Annotated in this window: 11 protein-coding genes (1 of these 11 running past the window's edge); 4 read left to right on the top strand and 7 right to left on the bottom strand. The window is 72.6% G+C overall.

Annotated elements, in window-relative coordinates; all coding sequences use genetic code 11:
• Positions 1-4: 4 nt before the first annotated feature.
• The 7 genes from ACWC9T_RS10300 to ACWC9T_RS10270 are packed head-to-tail and all read right to left on the bottom strand — an operon-like array spanning position 5 to position 6,692.
• Positions 5-1,114, bottom strand: coding sequence for a beta-ketoacyl synthase N-terminal-like domain-containing protein (locus tag ACWC9T_RS10300; RefSeq protein WP_449820615.1), 1,110 nt, complete (start codon positions 1,112-1,114; stop codon positions 5-7).
• Between the two features lie 50 nt (positions 1,115-1,164).
• The gene (locus ACWC9T_RS10295; RefSeq protein ID WP_449820614.1) at positions 1,165-2,184 is read right to left on the bottom strand and encodes a hypothetical protein; all 1,020 of its coding nucleotides are present in this window, start codon (positions 2,182-2,184) and stop codon (positions 1,165-1,167) included.
• A 44-nt stretch (positions 2,185-2,228) separates the two neighbouring features.
• On the bottom strand, positions 2,229-3,077 hold the full coding sequence (locus tag ACWC9T_RS10290; RefSeq protein WP_449820613.1) for an alpha/beta fold hydrolase: 849 nt from the start codon (positions 3,075-3,077) through the stop codon (positions 2,229-2,231).
• A complete protein-coding gene (locus ACWC9T_RS10285; RefSeq protein ID WP_449820612.1) occupies positions 3,077-4,015 on the bottom strand; it encodes a beta-ketoacyl synthase N-terminal-like domain-containing protein in 939 nt (312 codons plus the stop codon). The genes ACWC9T_RS10290 and ACWC9T_RS10285 overlap by 1 nt, the downstream gene beginning before the upstream one ends.
• Positions 4,012-5,151, bottom strand: coding sequence for a beta-ketoacyl-[acyl-carrier-protein] synthase family protein (locus tag ACWC9T_RS10280; RefSeq protein WP_449820611.1), 1,140 nt, complete (start codon positions 5,149-5,151; stop codon positions 4,012-4,014). Before ACWC9T_RS10280 ends, ACWC9T_RS10285 begins: the two co-directional genes overlap by 4 nt.
• The gene (locus ACWC9T_RS10275) at positions 5,148-6,383 is read right to left on the bottom strand and encodes a beta-ketoacyl-[acyl-carrier-protein] synthase family protein (RefSeq protein WP_449820644.1); all 1,236 of its coding nucleotides are present in this window, start codon (positions 6,381-6,383) and stop codon (positions 5,148-5,150) included. The genes ACWC9T_RS10280 and ACWC9T_RS10275 overlap by 4 nt, the downstream gene beginning before the upstream one ends.
• A gap of 60 nt (positions 6,384-6,443) precedes the next feature.
• A complete protein-coding gene (locus tag ACWC9T_RS10270) occupies positions 6,444-6,692 on the bottom strand; it encodes an acyl carrier protein (RefSeq protein WP_449820610.1) in 249 nt (82 codons plus the stop codon).
• Positions 6,693-7,127: 435 nt separating this feature from the next.
• Here ACWC9T_RS10270 and hppD point away from each other — a divergent pair, with 435 nt between their 5' ends.
• The 4 genes from hppD to ACWC9T_RS10250 form a co-directional block, all read left to right on the top strand.
• A complete protein-coding gene (gene hppD, locus ACWC9T_RS10265; protein ID WP_449820609.1) occupies positions 7,128-8,267 on the top strand; it encodes a 4-hydroxyphenylpyruvate dioxygenase in 1,140 nt (379 codons plus the stop codon).
• Positions 8,268-8,299: 32 nt separating this feature from the next.
• Positions 8,300-9,286: an ATP-binding cassette domain-containing protein gene (locus ACWC9T_RS10260; RefSeq protein WP_449820608.1), complete on the top strand. Its 987-nt coding sequence runs from the start codon at positions 8,300-8,302 to the stop codon at positions 9,284-9,286.
• On the top strand, positions 9,283-10,098 hold the full coding sequence (locus tag ACWC9T_RS10255) for an ABC transporter permease (protein ID WP_449820607.1): 816 nt from the start codon (positions 9,283-9,285) through the stop codon (positions 10,096-10,098). The genes ACWC9T_RS10260 and ACWC9T_RS10255 overlap by 4 nt, the downstream gene beginning before the upstream one ends.
• A gap of 111 nt (positions 10,099-10,209) precedes the next feature.
• Positions 10,210-25,306 carry the 5' portion of an amino acid adenylation domain-containing protein gene (locus ACWC9T_RS10250; RefSeq protein ID WP_449820606.1) on the top strand. The gene runs 1,856 nt beyond the window's last position, so only the first 15,097 of its 16,953 coding nucleotides appear in the window; it begins with the start codon at positions 10,210-10,212; its stop codon lies beyond the right edge, outside the window.

Genomic DNA, 25,306 nt, shown 5'->3' with positions numbered 1-25,306 from the left:
GGGGTCAGCGGAGGCGGATCAGGGCGCAGCCGACCGCGCCGTCGCGGTCGACCGACGTGACCAGGGCGATCCGGCCGGCGGCCGAGGGGTCGTCCTCGGCGTGCACCAGGACACCGGCCACCTGGAAGGCCGCCGACGCGGCCACGGTGTCGCCGAGCAGGGCGGCCTGGGTGAGGTGGCGCGGGTTCGCACCGGCGGTGGCAGCCTCGACCACGGCCTGCTCCTGCTCGCCCAGCGGGCCGGGCAGCTCGCTGGTGGAGACCGCCCACAGCTCCTCCGGCCGCACCTGCGCGCGGCGCAGCGCACGCTCCACGCAGGAGGCCAGGGCCGTACGGACGTCACCGTCGAGGGCGATGCCCATCTGGACGGCGAGGAGCTCGGCCAGCACCGGCTGCTCCGGGTCGTCCGGGTCCGCGCGCTCGATCAGCAGCAGGCCGCAGCCCTCGCCGGCCGGCTGCGGCGCTCCGTCGGCCTGCGGGTCGTGGGAGTGCTCGTCCAGCCAGGAGCGGGCGTGCGAGAACTCCTCCACGGCGCCGCACAGCACGGTCCGGGCCCGGCCGAAGTTCAGCAGCCGACGGGAGTAGTTGAGGGCGTACAGCCCGGCCGCGTGACCGCCGGCGATGGTGGTGTTGGCACCCTTGAGCTGGTGCCAGATCGCGCTCTGGCCGGCGGCGCAGTTCATCACGGCGTTCGGGAACCGCGCCGGGTCCACGAAGTAGGGCTTCTCGCCGGTGAACGAGTCCCGGGTGAAGTCCATCTGGCTCTGCACGCTGCCGATGGTCGTGCCGAGCACGAGGGCGGAGTCCTCGCCGGTGGCGACCTGCCGGTTGCGCGGCGCGTCGTCGAGCAGCCGGCCGACCGTGGTGACGGCGAGTCCGGTGGCCCGGTCCATCGACCGGGTGCCCTTCTTGCCGAGCACCGCGCGAATGTCGAAGTCCGGTACCAGGCAGGCCGTTTCGGCCGGCGCCTGCCAGGGCTCACGGGCCAGCGGCGCCTCGGCCACCCGGCGTTCCCGCAGCCCCTCGGCGAACGCCTCCCGGCCGATGCCGAACGGCGACACCGCCGACCAGGCCGTGATGACCGTGCGATTCACAGGGGTTGAGGTCGTACTCATATCTGCTCCGTTGCTCTCCGCGGTTTCGCCTGCCGGATCCGGCACGGCTGTCAGGCCTCGCCCCGGAGCGCCTTGGCGACGCGCTCGTCGAAGGTGACCAGGTTCCACTCGCGCCGGTTGTCGACGACGGCGTAGCCGTGGGTGACCTTGCCGGTGGCGGTCTGGACGAGCTTGCCGTCACGGACCACGTAGCAGTCCATCCGCGAGGTGTAGGTGAAGTCCTTGAAGATGTCCTCCACCGTGTAGACGGTGTAGAGCTCCTCCTCCATGAGCGCCTCGTCGACGATCTGGATCTTCGAGTGCGGGCAGGCGGGGATCCAGCGGCGCTCGTCCATCAGGGTCCGCACGGAGATGCCCCGGTCGGCCAGGAACAGGTCGACGACCTCCTCCATCTGGCGCAGGTAGCTGGACATCTGCAGGCGCTCGGAGAAGTGGCAGTAGGGGTACGGGATGCGCCACTTCCAGCCGAAGGAGTTGGTGCCGGCGGTGAGCAGGTCGAGCACCGGGTCGGGACCGGTGGTGCCGCGGCCGGCGGACAGCGAGGTGGTGGCCGCGCCGAGGTCGAGCCCGGAGATGTCGGGCGGCGTCTGCAGGCCGCGCACCGGTGTGCCGAGGCGGTCCGTGACGAAGCGGGCGATCGGCGCCGGCGGCTCGCTCGCCTCCTCGATGTAGCTCTCGCGGCGCAGCACGGCCTTGGCCCTGGCGGCGACCAGCTTGGTCGGCGCGCCGTCGCGCTCACCGGTCAGGGTGACGGTGAAGGAGACCGCGGTGTCCTCGTCCCCGGCCTTGGGGACGACGTGCGCCTCGACCGTCTCGTCCATGAAGAGGGCGCTCAGGATGCGGGTGTCGAGGTCGACGAGGTCCACGCCGAGGCCGTGCTCCGTGTAGAGCGCGCGGGCCTCGAGGCCGGCTTCGGCGAAGTGGAGCAGGATGGCTTCCTCGACGAGGTAGTTGATGTGCTTGAAGCCGATCCAGGTGCAGATGTTGGCGCCCTCGAAGCGTGTGCGCAGCGGCACCGTCGTCTCGCTGGTGAGGAGCGCCTTGACTGCGCTTTCGGTCACGGTGGTCATCGGAGGTGCTCCCCTGAAGGTGTGGGTCCGGGGCCGCCTGTCGGTCACGCGGCCGGCAAGGTGCTGACGAAGCGATCGACCACGGCGGCAAGGTCGCCCGCCTGCTCGATCATCAGGAAGTGCCCACTGTCGGGCAGTTGGTGGAACCGCCCCTGCGGCAGGTCGGCCGCCAGCAGGCGGCCCTCCTCCGGGAGCGCGATCGAGTCGTGCTCGCCCGCGATCACGAGGCAGGGCACGGGGAACCGTTCGGTGCGTAGCCACGGGGTGGCCAGGTAAGTCTCGAAGAACCGGATCCAGCCGTAGGCGCCGACCCGGTCACGCACCCGCCCGCCGAGCTCCTCGACCAGCTCGTCCGAGACCCGGCCACCGGCGTGCGCCCGCACGCCCTCGGTCATGGTCCGGACGAAGTTCTGGACGGCGATCTCCACCGACTCCCAGCTGAAGTCCTCTGCCGAACGGCGGTAGAACGGGGACACCAGGACGAGGGCGGTGATGCCGTACTCGGTGAAGGGGTCGGCTCCGAGCTCCAACTGCCGGTGGAGGAACTCCAGCAGGCTGTTGGTCCCCATCGAGTGGCCGACCACCACGCCGGCCCCGCCGGGCACCCCGCGCAGCGCGTCCGCCACGTACGGCACGACATCACCCCGCGAGCTCCAGTGGGCCACGCAGTCACCGCGCCAGGGGAGGTCGGCGGCCCAGACCTCGGGGCCGTCGTTCCGCCCGCGGTGGGCGAGGAAGGCGTCCCAGACGCTCGCGCTGTTGGCCAGTCCGTGGAGCAGCAGCATCCGGCCGGGGCCGCCGGCCGCGCGGCGGTGCACGACCACCGGTGGCGGCACGGCGAGTGGGGCCTTCGGCGCCGCACCGGCGGCGAGGACGCTACCCGGGCCGGACATCACGCGCCCGGCCGGAGCAGGACGAGTCCCGCGCTGGCGTCGTCGGTGTCTCCCCCCGCGCTGGCGAACACCGGCCCGGTACCGCCGCTGGCGAACCAGCCGACGGCCGCGGCGCACTGGAGGACGCCGAGCGTGCCGGAGGCGAGGCCGAAGCGGGCGCCGAGGTCCTGTCGCAGTACGCCGTCCAGCAGCCCCTCCGGCAACGCGTCCGTCTCCGGCACCTGCCACAGGGCCGGACGTTCGCCGACCGAGGCCGTCAGCTTCGCCAGGGAGGCCGCCAGCCCGGCGCCACGCACGGTGTCACCCAGCACGGCCAGCGCCGGGACGCCCCGCTCGGCTGCCGCCTCCGCGCTCTCCAGCACCACGGCCGCCGAGCCGTCCACGGTCGCAGTGCCGCCGACGAAGGCGCGCACGGCCTCGTTGTCGGGCTCGACGCCCAGGACCAGCGCCCGGGAGACCCGGCCGGCCCGGATCAGTTCCGCGCCCCAGCGCAGGGCGTCCAGCCCGGAGGTGGCGCCGTTGCACAGCATCAGGTTCGGGCCGCGCAGGCCGAAGCGGATGGCAACGGAGGAGGCGACGACGTTGCTGGAGGCGTTCGGCAGGTCCATGGGGCTGCCGGCGGCCGCGGTCTCCCGGGTGATGGTGTCCATCGCCCGGGTGATGGTGTCGATGTTGCCGTAGTTGGAGCTGACCACCACCGCCACGCTGAGTGCTGGGACCTTCAGGCCCTCGTCGTCCACCAGCGCGGCGTCGCGCAGCGCCGACTGAGCTGCGCAGTACGCCAGTTGGGTCGCCCGGTCCTTGTAGCGCAGGCCCTTCCTACCGACGAGCTCCTTCGGCTCGACCGGCGGCGCGTCGGCCGGCCCCGGCTCGATCAGCTCGCGGGCCGACGCCGCACGGGGCAGCACCACGCCCACCCCGGTTACCAGCACAGTCATCGGGCCGCCTCCACGATCGCCACGGCGTTCACGCCGCCGAAGCCGAATGCGTTCAACTGGGCCACCGCCAGGGGTGCTTGTGCGGCCTCCCCGGTGACGATCCGGAAGCCGGCCGCCTCGTCCACCGGGTCGTCCAGCCCGACGGTCGGCGGCACCAGGCCCTCGGCCAGGGAGCTCAGCGTCACGACCAGGTTGAGCAGGCCGGAGGCTCCCGAAGTGTGGCCGGTCATGGACTTGATGGCCGTCATCAGCGGCCTGCCCGCGTCCTCGCCGAACGCGTCGGCGAGGGCGACGGCCTCGGCCTCGTCGTTGAGCAGGGTGCCGGTGCCGTGCACCATGACCAGGTCGACGTCCGCAGGCTTCAGGCCGGCGCCGGCGTGCGCCGCACGGATGGCCTCGGCGATGCCGACCGGGTCGGGCGCGGTCACGTGGTAGGCGTCGCAGTTGACGGCCACGCTGCGCACCACGCCGTGCGGCTTCCGGCCTTCGGCGGGGGTCCGGGTCAGTACGACGGCGGCAGCGCCCTCGCCCATGAGAACACCGGCACGGTTGCGGTCGAACGGCCGCACCCGCTCCGGCGGAACGGGTTGGACCCGCTCCAGCAGGCCGTACATGGTCTCGGTGAGCACGTCCACGCCGGCCACGATCACCGTCTCGGCCGTGCCGGCCTCCAGCAGGTCGGTGGCCAGGGCCAACGCGTACAGCCCGGCGGAGCAGGCGTTGGAGAAGGTGTGGGTGTCGTCGGCGTTGAAGGCCTCACGCAGTGCCGTGCCGAAGTGCAGGTCCTGCGGCGGGAAGTCGATACCGTCGCGTTGCCACAACTCGACCGAGCGCAGTTCCCGCAGACCGGTGCCGACCAGGATCGGCACGCCGCTCAGGTCCCGCTCGTCGAGGCCGGCGTCCCGAGCGGCCTGGCCGACCACGTCGATCAGCAGGGCGGTCGCGCGGCGTGGGACGTCGGCACCAGGCTCGGGGCGGTCGTCGACCTCGTAGGCGAAGTGGGAGTCGTGACGGCTGAGGTCGAAGCCCTTCAGCTCGCCCACGCCGGAGACTCCGGCGCACAGGTTGGCGAACAGCTCGCCGGGGTCACGGCCGATGCCGGCCACCGCGCCCACACCGGTCACGGCCCAGCTCATGCCTCCACCCCGTCGTACTTCCCGAGCAGGACCACCGCGTTGTTTCCGCCGAACGCCAGCCCGTTGTTCTGGACGATCCGCAGCTCGGCCTCGACCGCGACGTTCGGCACGCAGTCGACGTCGCACTCGGGGTCGGTGGTGGTGTGGTTGATGGTCGGCGGGATGAAGTTGTTGGTGATGGCCAGCGCACAGCCGATCGCGGAGAGCGCGCTCGCGGCACCCATGGTGTGGCCGATCATCGACTTCATGGAGATGACCTTCGGCGGCTGCGTTCCGAAAACCTCGCGGATGGCGCGCGCCTCGGTGACGTCATTGGCCTTGGTGCCGGTGCCGTGGGCGGAGATGAGGTCCACCTGCTCCGGTTTGACCCCGGCGTTCTCCAGGGCGATCTCCATGCACCGGCCGACGCTGTCCTGGTTGGGTGCGACCTGATGGTAGGCGTCGCAGTTCAGGCCGTAGCCGAGCACCTCGGCATAGATGCGCGCGCCGCGGGCGAGCGCGGAGTCGAGGCTTTCCAGGACCAGGATGCCGGCGCCCTCGCCGGTGAGGATGCCCTTGCGGTCCACGTCGAAGGGCTGGCACCGGTCGGGCGCGATGGTGCCGAGCCGGTAGAACCCGGAGAAGGTCTTGCGGCACATGGCGTCCGCGCCGCCGCACAGGGCGTACTCGGCCTCACCGGAGCGGACCGCGTCGAAGCCGTAGCCGATCGCGTAGTTGCCCGCGGCGCATGCGGTCGGGATCGTCACCGCCTCGACGTCGGCCAGCTGCAGCTCCTGGGCGATGGCCGCGGACAGCCGACCGGCCGCGACCCGACGGGCGGACTCGGGTGCCATGTGCTCGGGGCCGTGCAGCACCTCGGCCTCGACCATGTGGTCGAGGTCGCGGGACTCGCCGTCGGTGGTGCCTACGGTGACGACGCCGGGGCGTGACCGCCATACCTCGAGGTCCAGCCCGGCGTCGTCGATCGCCATCCGGGCGGCCGCGACGGAGTACTGGGTGGCGCGGCCGAGTTGCTCGACGGGCAGGTGCCGGATCCACTGCTCGGGCTCGAACCCGACCACCTCACATCCGTTGGCGTGGTCGAAGCCCTCGACGTCGAACACGGTGATCGGCTTGGCCCCGCTGCTTCCGCTGCGCAGGCCCTGCAGGAACTCACCGGCTCCCATCCCGATACTGGAGACCACCCCCAGCCCGGTGATCACCACTCTGCGCGGGCCAGTCCGCCCCAACATCGCCATCCCGACCTCTCCGTCCCGTGTCCCGGCCTTGCCCTGTCCGAACGATGCCCTCGGTTACCAGCCGGCGGCCTCGGCGACGACCTCGTAAACGCCCTTGAGGTTCACCATGCGGGCCAGCTCGGACTGGTCGATGGTGATGCTGAACTGCTTCTCCAGATTCGCGAGAATCTCGATCGAACGCAGCGAGTCGGCGTTGTGGTCCTCCTTGAAGAGGCTGGTCTCGGTGACCTCGTCCTCCTCGATCTCGAGAATGTCACAGACGATCTCCTTGATCTTCTGGGACTGCTCTTCGTAGGTGGCCATTATGGGGACCCTTCCTTTTCGGTACGGCAATCGGGGGCAACTGCCCAGGTTTTCTGCCGGAGATCGTTCTATGACACCCCCGCGGGCACCGGCAACCGTGACGGCAGAATCCTGCCAAGTACGCCCGCGCGAAACCCCGCTCGCCGGCCCGCGTCGCTGCTGACCAGGACGTCCGGGAGGCCTGACGACTCGGCAGCGTCACCGACGGCGGTCCTCTCCGTCCGGGGCGGCCACTGCAGCAACCTGCCACCCGACGGAATCCCCGTCACGAACTCCTGCATCATCGGGCCTTACCGAAGTGGCCCAACTCGGCGGCAGATCCGCTACCACACTCGATTCTTCGATGTGGGCTGGAAGCCGGGGAGACCGACCGGCCAGCATGGCCACGGCTGATCGGTGAAATGAACCACCCAGACGACTAGGAGTGGGTTCTCAGTGAGCGCGGACCACAAGACCAGGTGTTTCACGGGCCTTACCGTTGACCACATTCAAGTCTATGTAAGCGATATCGCCTCGAAGGCTGAGGCGTTGGCCGGGAATTACGGCCTGTGCCCGGTCGGCTCCGCCCGCGTTCCGGGGACGGCCCACTCCTACACGCTGGCGTCCTCCGACATCCTGTTCGTACTGACCGAGCCGATGACGGAGGATCACCCCGGCTCCGCCTACCTGGAGCAGCACGGCGAGGGCGTGGCCGACATCGCGCTGGGCACCGACGATGCCCGCGCCGCGTTCCACGAGGCGGTCCGGCGCGGAGCCAGCCCGGTGGCGGAGCCGGTGGAGCGGGACGGCTTCGTCCTCGCCTCGATCATGGCGTTCGGGGACGTGGTGCACACCTTCGTGCAGCGTCCGGCCGGTGCCGCGCGGCACGCGCTGCCCGGGTTCCTCCCGCAGACGGACCTCCAGGCCTCGGCGGAACTGGGACTGCGCAAGGTCGACCACTTCGCGATCTGTGTCGAGGCGGGACAGCTCGACCAGGTCGTCGGCTTCTACTGCGACGTCCTCGACTTCGCCATGATCTTCGAGGAGCGCATCGTCGTCGGCACCCAGGCGATGAACTCGAAGGTGGTGCAGAGCGCGTCCGGCCTGGTCACCCTCACCGTCATCGAGCCGGACCTGAGCCGCGATCCGGGGCAGATCGACTCGTTCCTGAAGAACCACGGCGGCGCCGGCGTCCAGCACGTCGCCATGGCGACCGAGGACATCGTCGCCTCCGTCGGTGAACTGGTGCGGCGCGGAGTGGATTTCCTGTCCACCCCCGGGACGTACTACGAGCTCCTGGCGGACCGCATCGAGGTCTCCCGGCACTCGGTGGACGAGCTGCGCGCCCTGAACCTGCTGGTCGACGAGGACCACGAGGGACAGCTGTTCCAGGTCTTCGCCCGGTCCACCCACCCGCGCGGCACCTACTTCTTCGAGGTCATCGAGCGAGCCGGTGCCCGGACCTTCGGCAGCGGCAACATCAAGGCGCTCTACGAGGCGGTCGAACTGCACCACGAACAGACCCGGCAGAGCGAGCAGGAGGCTCAGCAGTCCCTGCTGTCCCACCCGGAAGCGCGGCCGTCCGCCAGCCGGTGAGGGTCGGAAACCAAAGAGAAAGGGGCGCTGCCGTGGAGACCATCCGCGTCGAAGGCCTGACCAAGTCCTACGCCGGCACCCAGGCGCTGTCCGCGATCGACTTCACCGCCCGGGCCGGCACCGTCCTGGGGCTGCTGGGCCCGAACGGCTCCGGCAAGACGACCACGGTCCGAATCCTCTCGACCCTGCTGCGCCCGGACGAGGGGCGCGCCTGGATCGCCGGCCACGACGTCACCGCCGAGCCGGACCGGGTCCGCGCGGCGATCGGCCTCACCGGCCAGTACGCGGCGGTGGACGACGAGCTGACCGGCCAGCAGAACCTGGAGCTGATCGGGCGGCTGCTGGGGCTGTCCCGCGCGGCGGCCCGGGCCCGCGCCACGGAGCTGATCGAGCGGTTCCAACTGGAGGCGGCGGCCCGGCGGATGGCCAAGACGTACTCCGGCGGCATGCGGCGTCGGCTGGACGTGGCCGCGAGCCTGGTCGGCCGCCCGCGCGTGCTCTTCCTCGACGAGCCGACCACCGGTCTCGACCCGCGCAGCCGCAGCGAGGTCTGGTCGCTCGTGCGCGAACTCGTCAAGGACGGCGTCACGGTCCTGCTCACCACGCAGTACCTGGAGGAGGCCGACCAGCTGGCCAACGACCTGGTGGTCCTGAACCAGGGCCGGGTGGCCGCCACCGGCACCCCGACCGAGCTGAAGTCCCAGGTCGGCGGCCTCACGCTGGAGGTCCGGGTGCTGGACCCGGCCCGCTGCACCGAGGTGGCCGACTACCTCACGGTGATCAGCGGAGCGGAGGCGACCGTGGACCAGGACACCGGCCTGATCGGCGCCCCGGCCGGCGACGCGAAGTCGCTGCGCCTGCTGGCCCAGCAACTGGAGGACGCCGAGGTGCCGTTCGTCGAACTGGCGCTGCGCCAGGCGACGCTCGACGAGGTCTTCTTCACCCTGACCGGCCGCGGTGCGTCCCAGGCCACCCCCGAGGCCGTGCCGGCCGGAGCCGTTGAAGGGAATCGTCGATGAGCGTCACCGATCCGAGCGTTCAGTCCGCACCGCTGACGAACGCGACCCGTGGCGGCCTGCTGAGCCACACGCTGATCCTCGCGGGCCGCAACCTGACCAAGCTCCGGAGCGCACCGCAGCTCGTGGTGTTCAGCGCCCTGCAGCCCATCATCATGATGGTGATCTTCATGGTCCTGTTCGGCGGCGCGGTCTCCGGTAGCCAGTCGGACTACCTCCAGTTCCTGCTGCCGGGGATGCTGGCCCAGAACGCGGCCTTCATGGTGGTCAACGTGGGGCAGGGGATCAACAGCGACATCGACAAGGGCATCTTCGACCGCTTCCGAAGCCTGCCCATCGCCCGGTCCGCGCCGCTGGTCGCGCACATCATCGGCGATCTGCCCCGGCAGGCGGCCTCCACGATCGTCATCCTGACCTTCGGATTCTGCGTCGGGTTCCGGGTCCACACCAACCCGTTCTCCGTCCTCGCGGCCGTCCTGCTGGTCCTTCTGGTGTCGTTCGCCTTCTCCTGGATCGCCCTGACGATCGGTCTGGTCTCGAAGAAGCCCGAGTCGGTCAACATGCTCGTGATGATGCTGCTGTTCCCGATGGCGTTCGGCAGCAACACCCTGGTCGGCACCGGCACCCTGCCGGGTTGGCTCCAGGCCTGGTCCAAGATCAACCCCGTATCGCTGCTGACCGACTCCCTCCGGGGCCTGCTGACTGGCCCGACGTCCGGAGCCGGCTCGCACCTGCTGTCAACGGTACTGGCGTGTGGAGTGGTGTTCGCGGTGTTCGTGCCGCTGGCCGTCCGCGCGTACGGGCGCCGGATCTAAGCGCCGCCGCCGGAACCGGACGCGACGTCGCCCAGCCGCCCGGCTGGGCGCGTCGCCCGGTTCCCGTTTGGGCTCTCTCATCATCTTGTTCATTGCAGAAGGGGACGTACCGTGCCTAGCGAGACCTCGAAGCGCACCGCGAGCGGAGATGTGGCCGACCGTTCGAGGCATGAACTTCCGCTCACTGCTGCGCAGTTGGGAATCTGGCATGCACAGCAGCTCGACCCCTTCAGCACGGCCTACCAAGGTGGCGAGTACCTGGAGATCGCCGGCCCGGTCGACGCCCGACGACTGGAACTGGCGATCCGGCAGACCCTGGACGAGGCGCAGACGCTCCGCGCGCGTGTGATCGCGGGACCGGACGGCCCCCGGCAGATCGTCGAACCGGCGGCCGACTGGACCCTCTCCGTGGTGGACCTGTGCCACGAGTCCGATCCGCTGGCCGCGGCCGAGCAGGAGATGTGGCGGGTGCTGGGCACCCCCCTCGACCCGGGAAGCGACCCGCTCTTCGGCTGTGTGCTGTTCGCCGTGGAGCAGAACCGCTTCCTGTGGTTCCACCACTACCACCACCTGGTGGCGGACGGCTTCACGGTCTCCGCGGTCGCCCGGCGCGTGTCCGAGCTCTACACCGCGGCGGCGAACGCGGACCAGGAGGTCGCCGCGCCGTTCCTGCCGCTCGCGGAGCTGATCGAGGCGGACGCCGCCTACCGGGCGTCGGAGCAGTTCGAGACCGACCGCGCGTTCTGGGCCCTGGAGCTCGCGGACGCGCCCACGCCGGCGTCGCTCGCCACCAAACCGCCGGCCCTGCCGCGCACCAAGGTGCGGCACACCATGGCCCTGGGCGCGACCGAGCTGGACGGGCTGCGCGGCGCGGCCCGCGAGGCCGCGGTGGCCTGGCCGGTGGCCGTCTTCACCGCGGTGGCGCTCTATCTGCAGCGCATCGCCGGCACCGACGAGGTCACGCTCGGCATACCGGTGACGACCCGGCTGGGCCGGACCGCCCTGCAGACGCCCGGCATGGTGTCCAACGTGCTGCCGCTGCGGCTGTCGCTGCGCTCCGGCATGACGGTCGACGAGGCGCTGCGCCACGTCTCGGGACGCCTGCGCGAGGTCATGCGGCACCAGCGCTACCGCTACGAGGACCTGCGCCGCGAGCACGGCGGCAGCGGCCGGGACAACGTCCTGGTCGGTCCCCAGGTCAACGTCATGGCCTTCGGAGCCGAGCTGACCTTCGACGGCCACCCCGTCACCGTCCACAACCTGTCGATCGGGCCGACCGACGACCTCTCGGTCGTGGTGTACACCCAGGCCGAGGGCACCGAGCTGCGCATCGACGTCGACGGCAACGCCGACCGGTACCGGGCGGACGAGGTCGCCGCGCACCAGCGGCGCCTGGGTCTGGTCTTCGAGCAGCTCGCCTCGGCCGGCGGCGACCTTCCGCTCGGCCGGCTGGAGATCCTCACCCCCGCCGAACAGGCCCTCGCTCCGGCGGCCGGCAGCACCGCCTTCCCCGCCGCGCGGATTCCGGGGCCGGACGCGACCCTGACCGGTCTGTTCTCGCGGCAGGCCCGACGGGCGCCGGACGCCCCGGCGCTGACGTACGCCGGCACCACGCTGACCTATGACGAACTGAACGCCCGGGCCAACCGGCTGGCCCACCACCTGATCCGCCGGGGCGCGGGCCCGGAGCGCTACGTCGCCCTGGCCCTGCCGCGTTCGTTGGACCTCGTCGTCGCGGTCCTGGCCGTCCTCAAGACCGGCGCCGCCTACGTTCCGATGGACCCCGCGGCGCCGGCCGACCGGTTGGCGTTCATGCTGGACGACGCGCGCCCCGCAATGCTGGTGACCGTCGGCGACGCGGACGGTCCGGCCGGCGCGGACCAGCGGTCCGCCGTGCCCCAGCTGGTCGTGGACGCACCCGAGGTCCTGGCCGCCCTGGCCGAGGAGCCGTCCACCGACCCGGTGGTCGACGGGCTGACGCCGGACAACGCCGCGTACGTCATCTACACCTCCGGCTCCACCGGACGCCCCAAGGGCGTCGTGGTCAGCCACCGCAACGTACTGCGCCTGTTCACCGCCGCCGCCGAGCACTTCGACTTCGGGCCGATGGACGTGTGGACGATGTTCCACTCCTTCGCCTTCGACTTCTCGATCTGGGAGATCTGGGGCCCGCTCCTGCACGGCGGCCGGCTCGTGGTGGTGCCGTTCGACGTGTCGCGCTCCCCCGAGGACTTCCTCGCGCTGCTGGCCGAGGAGCACGTCACCGTCCTGAACCAGACCCCCTCGGCGTTCCACCAGCTCGTCCAGGCCGACCGGGAACACCCCGACCGGCCGCTGGACCTGCGCTACGTGGTCTTCGGCGGCGAAGCCCTGGACCTGGGCCGACTGGCGGCCTGGTACGACCACCGCGCCGACGACGCCCCCGTGCTGGTCAACATGTACGGGATCACCGAGACCACGGTCCACGTCAGCCACCTCGCGCTCGACCGCACCCTCTCCGCCCGCGCCTGCGGCAGCCTCATCGGCGGCCCGCTGAACGACCTGGGCCTGCTCGTCCTGGACCAGGCGCTCCAGCCGGTGCCCGCCGGGGTCGTAGGCGAGCTCTACGTGGTCGGCGCGGGTCTGGCCCGCGGCTACCTGGGGCTCCCCGGGCTGACGGCCAGCCGGTTCGTGGCCGCGCCCTTCGCCGCGGCCGGCCAGCGGATGTACCGTACCGGCGACCTCGCCCGGCGGCAGGAGGACGGCTCGCTCGAATACGTCGGCCGCGCCGACGACCAGGTGAAGATCCGTGGCTTCCGGATCGAGCTGGGCGAGATCGAAGCTGTACTCAGCGACCTCCCGGGCACCACCCAGGTCACCGTCCTCGCCCGCTCGGACGGGCCCGGCGAGACCACGCTGGTGGCCTACGTCGTGCCGGCCACCGACGAGCCGTTCGACCTCGCGGAGCTGCGCCGGCTCGCCGCCGCGGCCCTGCCGAACTACATGGTGCCGAGCGCCTTCGTGCCCGTCCCGGCGATGCCGCTGACGGTGAACGGCAAGATCGACCGGGCGGCACTGCCCGCACCGGACCTGAGCGCCGGAGTGTCCGGACGGGCACCGCGCACCGCCCAGGAGTCGCTGCTGTGCGACCTCGTCGCCGAGCTGCTGAACCTTCCGCGGGTCGGCATCGACGACGACTTCTTCGCCCTGGGCGGCGACAGCATCCTGTCGATCCAGCTGGTCGGCGCCGCCCGGCGGGCCGGCCTCCGGTTCACCACCCGCGACGTCTTCCAGAGCCGCACCGTCGAGGCGCTGGCCGCGGCGTCCGACCACAACCCGGCCCAGGCCACCGACCACGAGCCCGACACCGGTGAACTTCCCGCCACCCCGGTGATCCGCTGGCTCCAGGAGCGGGGCGGGCAGATCGACCAGTACCACCAGGCGATGACCTTCACCACCCCGGCCGGGGCCGGTGCCGACGATCTGACCGCGGCTCTCCAGGCGCTCCTCGACGGCCACGACGCCCTGCGCGCGCGGCTGCTGGCGATCGGTGACGCCCCCTGGCGGCTGGACGTCGCGCCCCGCGGCGCGGTGTCGGCGGCCGACTGCCTGCGGCACGTCGTGCTCGGCGACGACGCGACCGACGACCCGACCGAGCGCGAGTCGCAGGCCGCGGTCCGCCGTCTGGCGCCCCTCGACGGCGTGATGCTGCAGGCCGTGTGGTTCGACGCCGGCCCGGACCGGCCCGGCCGGATGCTGCTCGTCCTGCACCACCTGGTGGTCGACGGCGTCTCCTGGCGCATCCTGCTGCCCGACCTCGCGGCGGCATGGCAGGCCGTGCGCGAGGGACGCGACCCGCGTCCCGCACCGGTCGGCACCTCCCTGCGCCGCTTCGCCGGCCTGCTCACCACGCAGGCCGACTCCGGCGCCCGGGAAGCCGAACTGCCGTACTGGCGTGAGGTCCTGAGCGCCGACGACCCGCTGCTGGGCGACCGCCCGCTGGACGCCGCCCTCGACCTCGCGGGGACGCAGAGCCAGTTGACGCTCACCCTGCCCGCCGACCTGACCACCGCGACGCTGACCACCGTCCCGGCCGCCTTCCACACCGGCGTCCGCGACGTCCTGCTGGCCGGTTTCGCCGCCGCCGTCGCGCAGTGGCGGCAGGACCTGGGCCGCGAATCGCAGCCGACGGTGCTGCTCGACCTGGAAGGCCACGGCCGGGAGGCCGTCGAGGACGACGTCGACCTGACCCGCACCGTGGGCTGGCTGACCACCCTGTTCCCCGCCCGCTTCGACCTCGCCTCGCTGGACTTCGCCGAGCTCGCCGCCGGCGGCCCGGCCGCCGGGCTGGCGCTGCGGCAGGTCAAGGAGGAGCTGCGGGCCGTCCCGGACGCCGGAATCGGGTACGGCATCCTGCGCCACCTGGCACCGCCGCGGACCCTGCTGGGCGACACGGACGGCCGCGCCCCGCAGATCCTCTTCAACTACCTCGGACGGTTCGGCACCGCCGACACCTCCCAGGCGTGGACCCCGCTGCCGGGCCTGGAGGGGTTCACCGGCGCCGAGGACCCGTCGATGCCGGTCAGCCACGCCCTGCAGGTCAACGTGCTGGCGCACGAGCGGGCCGAGGGACCGGAGCTGACCGCAGTGCTGTCCTGGCCGCAGGGCGTGCTGACCGAGGAGGCCGTGACCGCACTGACCCTGCGCTGGCGTGAGGCACTGGAGGGCTTCGCCGCGCACGCCGACCGGCCCGACAGCGGCGGCATCACCGCCGCGGACGTCCCGCTGGCAGCGCTGACGCAGAGCAGGCTCGACGCTCTCGCGGCCGAGGCCGGCCCGCTGGCCGACGTGCTGCCGCTCGCCCCGCTGCAGCAGGGCCTGCTGTTCCACGCCGAGTACGACACCCAGCAGCCGGACGCCTACACCGTGCAGTTCCGCTTCGAGCTGGAGGGTCCGGTCGACCCCGCGCGGCTGCGCCGGGCCGTGGAGGCCTCACTGCGCCGCCACCCCCAGCTGCGGGCGGGCTTCTGGCACGACGGGTCGGGCGCCCCGGTGCAATTCGTGCCCCGCGCGTTCACCGTGCCGTGGCAGGAGCTGGACCTGAGCGACCTGGACGAGGAGGCCCTCGCCGCCGAGCTGGACCGCGTCATGGCCGACCAGCCGCGCTTCACCCCCCGTCGGCCCCCGCTGTTCCACTTCATCCTGGTGCGGACCGCGACGGACCGGCACAGTCTCGTCTTCAGCCACCACCACCTGCTCCTGGACGGCTGGTCGGTTCCGCTGCTGCTGCGCGAGATCCTCGCCGGGTACGCCGCGGACTCCGACACCGCCGCGCTGCCGCCGGCCGTCGGCTACCACGCGTACGCCGAATGGCTGCGCGACCAGGACCGCGCCGCGGCCGAGAAGGCCTGGCGCGCGGCGCTGGCCGACCTGCCGGGCCCGACCCGGCTCGCCACCCGCGACGCCCAGCCCGTCGGCGGCGACATCACCGAACTCGCGGTGGATCTCGGCGCCCCGCTCACCGGCGCGCTGGAGCGCGCCGGCCGACGGCACGGGATCACCCTCGGCACCCTCGTGCAGGGCGCCTGGGCGGTCCTGCTGGGCGGTCTGACCGGGACTCAGGACGTGCTCTTCGGCGGCACCGTCGCCGGCCGCCCGGCCGAGGTCGACGGCATCGAGTCGATGGTGGGCCTGTTCATCAACACCCTGCCGGTCCGCGCCCGCTTCAGCGGCGCCGAGCCCGTCCGCGGGCTGCTCGCACGCCTTCAGGGCGAGCAGGCGGAGCTGACCGGCCACCAGCACCTGCCGCTGGCCGAGGTGCAGCGCCTGGGCGGCGTCGGCGAGCTGTTCGACACCCTGCTGGTGATCGAGAACTACCCGTTCGAGCCAGAGTCACTGAAGACCGCCGACGGCGGCCTGCGGGTCGTGGGCATCGACGGCCGGGACGACACCCACTACCCGCTGAGCATCGCCGTGATGATGGGCGAGTCGCTGCGCCTGCGGCTGGGACACCGCACCGACCTGATCACGACCGAACAGGTGCGGGCCGTCGCGGCGGGCCTGGTGCACGTCCTGGAGCAGTTCGCCGACGACCTGGAGCAGCCGGTCGGCCGGGTCCGGCTGCTGGACCCGGCCGCCCGCGCCGCGGTCCTCGGCCGGGGACGCGGCGCGGCCGCCCCGGTGGCCGCGGGCACCGTCGTCGGACTGCTGGAGGAGCACGCCGCACGGACCCCGGACCTCACGGCGCTGGTCGGCGGCGACGACACGCTGACCTACGCGGAGCTCAACGCCCGGGCCAACCGGCTCGCCCGTCTACTGACCGGCCGCGGGGTCGGACCGGAGCGGACGGCCGGTCTCCTGATGCCGCGCGGCACCGACACGATCGTCGCGATGTTCGCGGTCCTGAAGGCCGGCGGGGCCTACCTGCCGATCGACCCGGGGCTCCCCGCCGAGCGGATCCGCTTCGCGATCGACGACACCGCCCCGGCCGTCGTGGTGACCACCCGCGACCTGGCCGCCGGCCTCGCCCCGGCGCTGTCCGGCGCGTCCCTCCTGCTCGTGGACGAGGCGGCGACCGTCGCCGAGCTCGCCGCGCTCCCCGCGCACGACCGCGCTCCGGAGGAGCCGGGTGCCGCGGCGCGTCCGGAGAACCTGGCCTACCTCATCCACACCTCCGGCTCCACCGGTGTGCCCAAGGGCGTCGGGGTCGAGCACCGCAGCCTGATGAACCTGTTCACGGCTCACCGGCACGACCTCTTCGAGCCGGCCGTGGCGGCCGCGGGCGGACGGCGCTTCCGCGCCGCCATGACGGCGTCGATGTCGTTCGACACGTCCTTCGACGGCGTCCTCTGGATGCTCGCCGGCCATGAGCTCCACGTCATCGACGACGACGTGCGGCGCGATCCCCGGGCCCTGGTGTCCTACGTCGCGGCGCAGCGGGTCGACTTCCTCGACGTCACCCCGTCCTACTGCGCCCAGCTGCTGGACGCCGGGCTCCTCGACGACGCCGACACGGCGCCCGCGGTGCTCATGCTCGGTGGTGAGGCGCTCGGCCCGGACCTCTGGGCCCGTCTGCGCGCCGCCCGTACGACGGCGAGCCACAACTTCTACGGCCCGACCGAGTACACGATCGACGCCCTGTCGTACCCGCTGAGCGGCTCGGAGCAGCCCGTGATCGGCGGCCCGCTGCGCAACGGGCGGGCGTACGTGCTCAACGACGCGCTCCAGCCGGTGGCGCCGGGCGCGCCCGGCGAGCTGTACCTCGCCGGGCCGCAGGTGGCCCGCGGCTACGCCGGCCGGCCGGCGCTGACCGCGGAGCGCTTCGTCGCCGACCCGTTCGGCTCGGGCGGGCGCATGTACCGCACCGGTGACGTCGTGCGCTGGTCCGAGCAGGGGCGGATCGAGTTCCTCGGACGTGCGGACGAGCAGGTGAAGATCCGCGGCTACCGCATCGAACTCGGCGAGATCGAGCAGGCCCTGACCGCGCACCCCGCGGTGTCCCGGGCCGCGGTGGTGGCCCGGACCGACGCCGCGGTGACCCGACTGGTGGCCTACGTCGTCGGAGCGACCGAGGCGGTGGACCCGGTGGAGCTGCGTGCCCACCTGGCCCGGGCCCTGCCCGAGTACATGGTCCCGGCCGCGGTGGTGCCGATCGCGGAACTGCCGCTCACCGTGAACGGCAAGCTCGACGTCGCCTCGCTGCCCGCACCCGACTTCACGGCCGCGGTGTCCTCGCGGTCGGCGGGCACCCCGGCCGAGCACACCCTGTGCGAGCTGTTCCAGGAGGTGCTGGGCCTGCCCGCGGTGGGGGTCGACGATGACTTCTTCGCGCTCGGCGGCGACAGCATCATCTCCATCCAGTTGGTCAGCCGCGCCCGCCGCGCCGGACTGGAGATCAGCCCCCGCGACGTCTTCACGCGTCGCACCGTGGCAGCGCTGGCGGCCGGGGCGACGGCGGTCACCGACCGCGGGACGACCCACGACCCGGCCGCGGTCGGCGAGGTGCCGCTGACCCCGATCGTCCACGCGCAGCACGAGCTGGGCGGTCCGGTCGACGGCTTCCACCAGGCCTTCGTCCTGTCCCTGCCGGCCGACGCCGCGGCGGACCGGCTGGCAGCGACGCTGCAGACGGTGGTGGACCACCACGACGCGCTGCGCCTGCGGCTGGACGTGAGCGACGGCGGCTGGAAGCTGACCGTCCGGGAACGGGGCCTGGTCCGCGCCGACGCCCTCCTGTCGCGTACCGCGGTCGACGCGCCGCGCGACGAGGCCTTCGACGCCGTGCTCCGGGCCGAACTCCCGCGGTCCCAGGCACGCCTGGAACCGACGGCCGGGACGATGCTCGACGCGGTGTGGTTTGACGCGGGCCCCGCCCACGCCGGGAGGCTGCTGCTGAGCATCCACCACCTGGCCGTCGACGGGGTGTCCTGGCGGATCCTGCTGGAGGACCTGGGCATCGTCTGGGAGGCGCTGGAAGCCGGCCGCGAGCCGCAGCTTCCCCCGGTGGGAACGTCGCTGCGGTCGTGGGCCACGCAACTGGCGGAGCTGGCCCGGACCCCGGAGCGCGAGCGGGAGCTGCCGCTGTGGATGGACCTGCTGCGCGCCGGCGGCCCTGCCGTGGCCGACCGCGCGCTGGACCCGGCACGGGACGTGGCCGCGACCGCCCGTACCCTCACCGTGTCCGTCTCCTCGGCGCAGACCGTGCCGCTGCTCACCACCCTGCCCGCGGCCTTCTCCACCGGCGTGACCGAGATCCTGTTGGCCGGCTTCGCCCTGGCCGTCGCCGACTGGCGCCGCCACCGGGGCCAGCCGGCGGAGGGCCCGCTGGTGGACGTGGAAAGCCACGGCCGGCACGACCTCGTCGACGGCGCCGACCTCTCCCGGACGGTCGGCTGGTTCACCGAGCAGCACCCGCTCCGGGTCGACCCCGGCCCGCTGGACTGGGGCGACGTCTCCCTCGGCGGTCCGTCCGTCGGCCAGGCGGTCAAGCGGGTCAAGGAGCAGATCAACGCGCTGCCCGGCAACGGGGCCGGCTACGGCCTCCTGCGGTACCTCAACCCGGGTACCGCCCCGGCCCTGGCGGAACTGCCGTCCGCCGAGTGGGGCTTCAACTACCTGGGCCGGTTCTCCGGCGGGGACGCCGGCCGGGACTGGGCGCCGGTCGGCACGACCGGTCTGATCGGCGGGGCCGACCCGCAGATGCCCCTGGAGCACGCCGTCGACCTGACGCTGGTCACCGAGGACCGCCCCGAGGGCCCGGTGCTGGTCGCGACCTGGACGTGGGCCGGTGAACTCGTCTCCGAGCAGGAGATCGAGCAGCTCTCCCAGGCCTGGCTGCGGTCGGTCGACGCGCTCACCGCCCACGCCGCGGACCCGGCGGCCGGCGGCCGGACCCCGTCCGACTTCCCGCTCGTGTCGCTGTCCATGCGTGAGGTGGAGCTGCTTGAGGCCGCCCAGCCCGCGCTGGTCGACGTCCTGCCGCTGGCCCCGTTGCAGCAGGGACTGATGTTCCAGAGCCTGGCGAGCGAGGGCGAGCTGGACCTCTACACCTCGCTGTTGACCCTGGACGTGCGCGGGCCACTGGACGTGGCCCGGCTGCGCGTCGCCTGGGACGAGCTGGTGGTCCGACACCCCAACCTGCGGACCGAGTTCCGCCAGGAGGGGCTGCGGGACACCGTCGCCGTCGTCGTGGCATCCGTGGAGCTTCCGTGGACGCACGTCGACCTCTCCGGACTCGAACCGGAGGACCGTGCCGAGCGACTGCGCGGGCTCGTCGAGCAGGAGCGGGGCCACCGCTTCGACCTCGGCAACGCACCGCTGCTCAGGTTCACCGTCGTGCGCCTCGGCGCCGACCACCATCAGCTGCTGTTCACCAACCACCACATGCTGGTGGACGGCTGGTCGATGCCGATGCTCTTCGCCGAGCTGTTCGAGCTGTACGCCGGCGGTGAGCGCACTCCCCGACTCCCGTACACCTACCGGGACTACCTCGCGTGGCTGGGCCGCCAGGACCGGGACGCCGCGGAACTGGCCTGGAGCCGCGAGCTGGCCGACCTGGACGGTCCCACCCTGCTGGCGCCGGCCAGGCTCTCGCGGGAGGTCGTGGTGCCGTCGCGCCTGACCACCGAGCTGTCCGAGGAGGCGACGGCGGCGCTGACCGCCACCGCGCGTCAGTACGGCCTCACCCTCAACACGGTGGTGCAGTCGGCGCTCGCGGTGCTGATCGCCCGGCTCACCGGACGGACGGACGTCGTGTTCGGCACGACCGTCTCCGGTCGCCCGGCCGAGCTGCCCGGGATCGAGGACATGCTCGGCATGTTCATCAACACCATCCCGGTGCGGGCGACGATCCGCCCCGATCAGACCCTGCTGGAGACGGCGAAGCTGCTGCAGGAGCGTCAGTCGGCGCTGCTCGACCACCACCACCTCGGGCTGGCCGACATCCAGCGGGCGGCGTCCCAGCGTGAGCTGTTCGACACCGTCATCTCCTTCCAGAACTTCCCGCTGCAGCAGGCCCTGCCCGACCTCGGCGAGGCCGCCCTGGAGGTGACGGCCGCCGAGAGCACCGACGCCAGCCACTACCCGTTCGTCTTCCACGCGTTCCCCGGGGACCGCATGGAACTGCGCATCACCTACCAGCCCGACCTGCTGGACGAGGCGGCGGCACGGGCGATGCTGGAGCGGCTGGCCCTGGCGGTGTCCGCGTTCGCCGCCCAGCCGGAACGTCCGGTGGGCCGGCTCGACCTGCTCGCCGAGGGCGAGCGTGACGAGCTGCGCCACTTCGCGTCCGGCGGCACCGTGCCAGTGACGGCCGGCCACCTCGCCGAGCTGTTCGAGCGGATGGTCGCCATGGCGCCGCAGGCTCCGGCGGTGCGCTGGGAGGACCAGACGCTCAGCTACGAGGAGCTCAACCGGCACGCCAACCGGCTCGCCCGCCGGCTGGTCGCGAGCGGCGTCGGGCCCGAGCGTTTCGTGGCGGTGGTCCTGCCCAGGTCCCTGTCCTGGATCGTCGCGGTCCTCGCGGTGGCGAAGGCCGGCGGCGCCTACCTGCCGGTCGACCCGGAGTACCCGCAGGACCGGATCGAGTTCATGCTCTCGGACGCGCAGCCGGTGCTCGCCGTCACGTCGAGCGCGACCGCGGACGCGGTGGCCCCGGTGGTCGGCCTCCCGCAGCTGCGGCTCGATGACGCCGACGTCGTCTCCGCACTGGCCGCCGAGCCCGACGGCGACCTTCGCGAGACCGATCGCATCGGCACTCCGGGCGTCGCGGGTGCCGCGTACATGATCTACACCTCCGGCTCGACCGGCCGTCCGAAGGGCGTCGTCGTCACGCACGCGGCGCTGGCCGCCCTGGCCGACCTGCACGCGGACAGGCTCGGGGCCGGACCCGGCAAGCGGGTCCTGCAGTTCGCCTCGCCGAGCTTCGACGCGTCGGTCTGGGAGATCTGCATGGGGCTGCTGACCGGCGCCACGCTGGTACTGGCGCCCGCGCACCGGCTGATGCCGGGCCCGGCGCTCGCCGAACTGGTCGCCGAGCACGGGATCACCCACGCCACCATCCCGCCGACCCCGCTCGGGGCGGTCGGGGACGAGGACCTGCCGAGCCTCGAGGCGCTCGTCGTGGCGGGCGAGGCCACCCCGGCCGAACTCGTCGACCGCTGGGCCCCGGGCCGCACCATGATCAACGCGTACGGGCCGACCGAGACCACGGTCTGCGCGACCGTCAGCGGTGCGCTCGACACCGGCCGCCCCACCATCGGCACCCCGATCCCGCACACCCACGTGCGGGTGCTGGACTCCGCGCTCCGCCCCGCCCCGGTGGGCATCGCGGGCGAGGTCTACATCAGCGGTCTGCCGCTGGCCCGCGGCTACTGGAAGCGCGCCGGCCTGACGGCCGAGCGGTTCGTGGCCGACCCCTTCGGTCCGCCCGGCGCCCGCATGTACCGCACCGGTGACCTGGCGCGCTGGCGCGCCGACGGCGAGCTGGACTTCCTCGGCCGGGCCGACCACCAGGTCAAGCTCCGCGGCTTCCGGATCGAACCGGCGGAGATCGAGACCGTGCTGGCCCGGGCCGCGGGCGTGGCCGAGGCGCTGGTGACGGTCCGCGAGGACCAGCCGGGCGACCCTCGTCTGGTCGCCTACCTGCTGGCCGCCGACGGCCCGGACCTCGACCTGGACGCGGTCATCGCCACGGCCGGGGCGGCCCTGCCCGACTACATGGTTCCGCAGGCCTTCGTGGTCCTCACGGAATGGCCGATGACGCCCAACGGCAAGCTGGACCGGGCCGCGCTGCCCGCGCCGCAGGCGCCGACGACGGTCGGGCGGCCCGCCCGGACCATGACCGAGCAGGTGCTGTGCACCCTGTTCTGCGACGTGCTCGGTCTGCCCGAGGTCGGGGTCGACGACGACTTCTTCGCGCTGGGCGGCCACTCCCTGCTGGCCAGCCGACTGGCCAGCCGCATCCGCACCACCTTCGGGGCGGAGCTGCCGGTCCGGGTGCTGTTCGACAACCCGACCGTCGCCGGCGTGGCCGAGTGGTTCGACCGCGCGACCGCGGGCCGTCCGCCGCTGCTGCCGAGGCTGCGGCCGGAACGCCTCCCGTTGTCGCACGCCCAGCGGCGCCTCTGGTTCATCGACCGGTACGAGGGCAGCAGCGCCACGTACAACATGCCGATCGCGATGCGGCTCTCCGGCCCGCTGGATACCGCCGCGCTGCGCTCCGCGGTGGCCGACGTGGTGGCCCGGCACGAGGCCCTGCGCACGGTCTTCCCCGACGAGGCGGGCGTGCCGTGGCAGCGGATCCTGGAGCCCGACCAGGTCCGGGTCGATCTGCCGGTCACCGCCGTGGCCGAGGACGGGGTCGAGGCCGCGATGACCGCGGCGGCCCGTCGGCTCTTCGACCTGGAGGTCGACCCGCCGCTGCGCGTCGAGCTGCTGCGACTGGACGCCGAGACGCACGTCCTGGTCATCGTGATCCACCACATCGCCGGTGACGGCTGGTCGATGGGGCCGCTGTGCCAGGACATCACCACCGCCTACACGGCACGGCTGCACGGGCAGGAGCCGGCCTGGGAGGCGCTGCCGGTCCAGTACGGCGACTACACGCTCTGGCAGCACGAACTGCTGGACGAGCAGGCTGGCCCGGACAGCCCGTTCGCCCGTCAACTCCGGTTCTGGACACAGGCCCTGGACGGCGTTCCGGAGCAGCTCACGCTGCCGACCGACCGACCGCGGCCCCCGGTGCCCAGCTACCACGGCGACGACGTCGTCTTCCACGTGGACGACACGACTCACACCGGGCTGACGGAGCTGGCGCGCCAGTGCGGGGTCACCGTGTTCATGGTGCTCCAGGCCGGTCTCTCGGCGCTGCTGACCCGGCTTGGGGCGGGCACCGACCTGCCGCTGGGCAGCCCCGTCGCGGGCCGCTCCGACGAGACCGTCGAGGACATGGTCGGTTTCTTCGTCAACACCCTGGTGCTGCGCAACGACACCTCGGGGAACCCGACCTTCCGGGAGCTGCTGGACCGGGTGCGCCGGACGGACCTGGACGCCTACTCCAACCAGGACATGCCGTTCGAGCGGCTGGTGGACGCCATCAAGCCGGAGCGGGACCCGTCCCGCCACCCGCTGTTCCAGATCGCCTTCGGTCTGCAGAACGACGCCACGCCCGTCCTGGCGCTGCCCGAGGTGGAGAGCCGCGAGGAGTTCGTCGGCATGAAGGTCGCCCGTTTCGACCTCATGTTCGGCTTCACCGAGACGCACGACGCGGACGGTCTCCCGGCCGGTATGAACGGCTCCGTGGAGTTCGCCACCGACCTCTACGACACGCGGACCGTCGAGGTCTTCGTCCAGCGGCTGATCCGGCTGCTGGCGAGCGCCGTCGAGGATCCGGACCGCCGCCTGGACACCCTCGCGATCATGGACGAGGAGGAGCACGGCCGCGTGGTCGTCGAGTGGAACGACACCGCGCGCCCCGCCCCGACCGGCACCCTGGTCAGCCGCTTCGAGGAGCAGGCCGCGCGGACCCCGGAGGCCACCGCGCTGACCGGCACGGACGGCACGCTGGACTACGCCACCCTCAACGCGCGGGCCAACCGGCTCGCCCGGCTGCTCGTCGAGCGCGGGGTCGGGCCGGAGAGCCTGGTGGCGATCGCGCTGCCCGCCTCCGTCGAGCAGGTGCTCGCGGTGCTCGCGGTGCTCAAGGCCGGCGCCGGCTACCTGCCGCTCGACCCGCGCCACCCCGCGGAGCGGATCGGCTACGTACTCGGCGACGCGGACCCCGCACTCGTGCTCTGCACGGCCCAGGGCGCCGCCCAGCTTCCCGCGGACGACACCCGGCCCCGCCTGTGGCTGGACGCGGCCGAGACGGCGGCGGCGCTGGCCGAGCGGCCGGACCACGACCTGTCCGACCAGGAGCGGACGGTGGCACTGCGCCAGGGCAACATCGCCTACGTCATCTACACCTCCGGCTCCACCGGGCGCCCCAAGGGCGTACTGGTCAACCACGCCTCCGTCCTGCAGTACCTGGCCTGGGCGGCGGACGTCTATCCCGCGCTCGGCGGCGGGACGGCGCTGCTCCACTCGCCGATCTCCTTCGACCTCACGGTCACCGCGCTGTTCGGGCCGCTGATCTCCGGTGGGCGCCTGCACGTGGCGCCGATGGAGGAGGACCGGCGCACTGAAGAGGCGCTGGCGGCCGACCCGCTGTCCTTCGTCAAGGCGACGCCCACCCACCTGCGGCTGCTCGACGCGCTGCCGCCGGAGTTCTCCCCCACCGGGGACCTGGTGACCGGCGGCGAGGCACTGACCGGTGCCGCCCTGGCGGGCTGGCGCGCTCGGAACCCGCAGGCCACCGTGTACAACGAGTACGGCCCGACCGAGACCACCGTCGGCTGCAGCGTCCACCGCATCGCACCCGGCGAGGACCCCGGTCCCGGCGTGGTCGTCCTCGGCCCGCCCGCGTGGAACACCCGCATGTACGTGCTGGACGCCCATCTGCAGCCCGTTCCGGTGGGTGTGCCGGGCGAGCTGTACATCGCCGGCGGGCTGCTGGCCCGCGGCTACCTCAACCAGGGCGCCCTGACGGCGGGGCGTTTCGTCGCCGACCCGTTCGGCGCGCCGGGCGAGCGGATGTACCGCACCGGCGACCTGGTCCGCTGGCTCCCTGACGGCAACCAGGAGTTCGTCGGCCGGGTCGACGACCAGGTCAAGGTCCGCGGCTACCGCATCG

Source organism: Kitasatospora sp. NPDC001159, assembly GCF_053598235.1.
Note: the sequence above shows the minus strand (reverse complement) of the source record. Positions and strands in the feature narration are given on the sequence as shown.

Excerpts from the sequence above, each read along its gene's own strand:
- ACWC9T_RS10300 (WP_449820615.1), bottom strand. The coding sequence starts at position 1,114 with ATGAGTACGACCTCAACCCCTGTGAATCGCACGGTCATCACGGCCTGG.
- ACWC9T_RS10295 (WP_449820614.1), bottom strand. The coding sequence starts at position 2,184 with ATGACCACCGTGACCGAAAGCGCAGTCAAGGCGCTCCTCACCAGCGAG.
- ACWC9T_RS10285 (WP_449820612.1), bottom strand. The coding sequence starts at position 4,015 with ATGACTGTGCTGGTAACCGGGGTGGGCGTGGTGCTGCCCCGTGCGGCG.
- ACWC9T_RS10255 (WP_449820607.1), top strand. The coding sequence starts at position 9,283 with ATGAGCGTCACCGATCCGAGCGTTCAGTCCGCACCGCTGACGAACGCG.
- ACWC9T_RS10280 (WP_449820611.1), bottom strand. The coding sequence starts at position 5,151 with ATGAGCTGGGCCGTGACCGGTGTGGGCGCGGTGGCCGGCATCGGCCGT.
- ACWC9T_RS10290 (WP_449820613.1), bottom strand. The coding sequence starts at position 3,077 with ATGTCCGGCCCGGGTAGCGTCCTCGCCGCCGGTGCGGCGCCGAAGGCC.
- ACWC9T_RS10275 (WP_449820644.1), bottom strand. The coding sequence starts at position 6,383 with ATGTTGGGGCGGACTGGCCCGCGCAGAGTGGTGATCACCGGGCTGGGG.
- ACWC9T_RS10270 (WP_449820610.1), bottom strand. The coding sequence starts at position 6,692 with ATGGCCACCTACGAAGAGCAGTCCCAGAAGATCAAGGAGATCGTCTGT.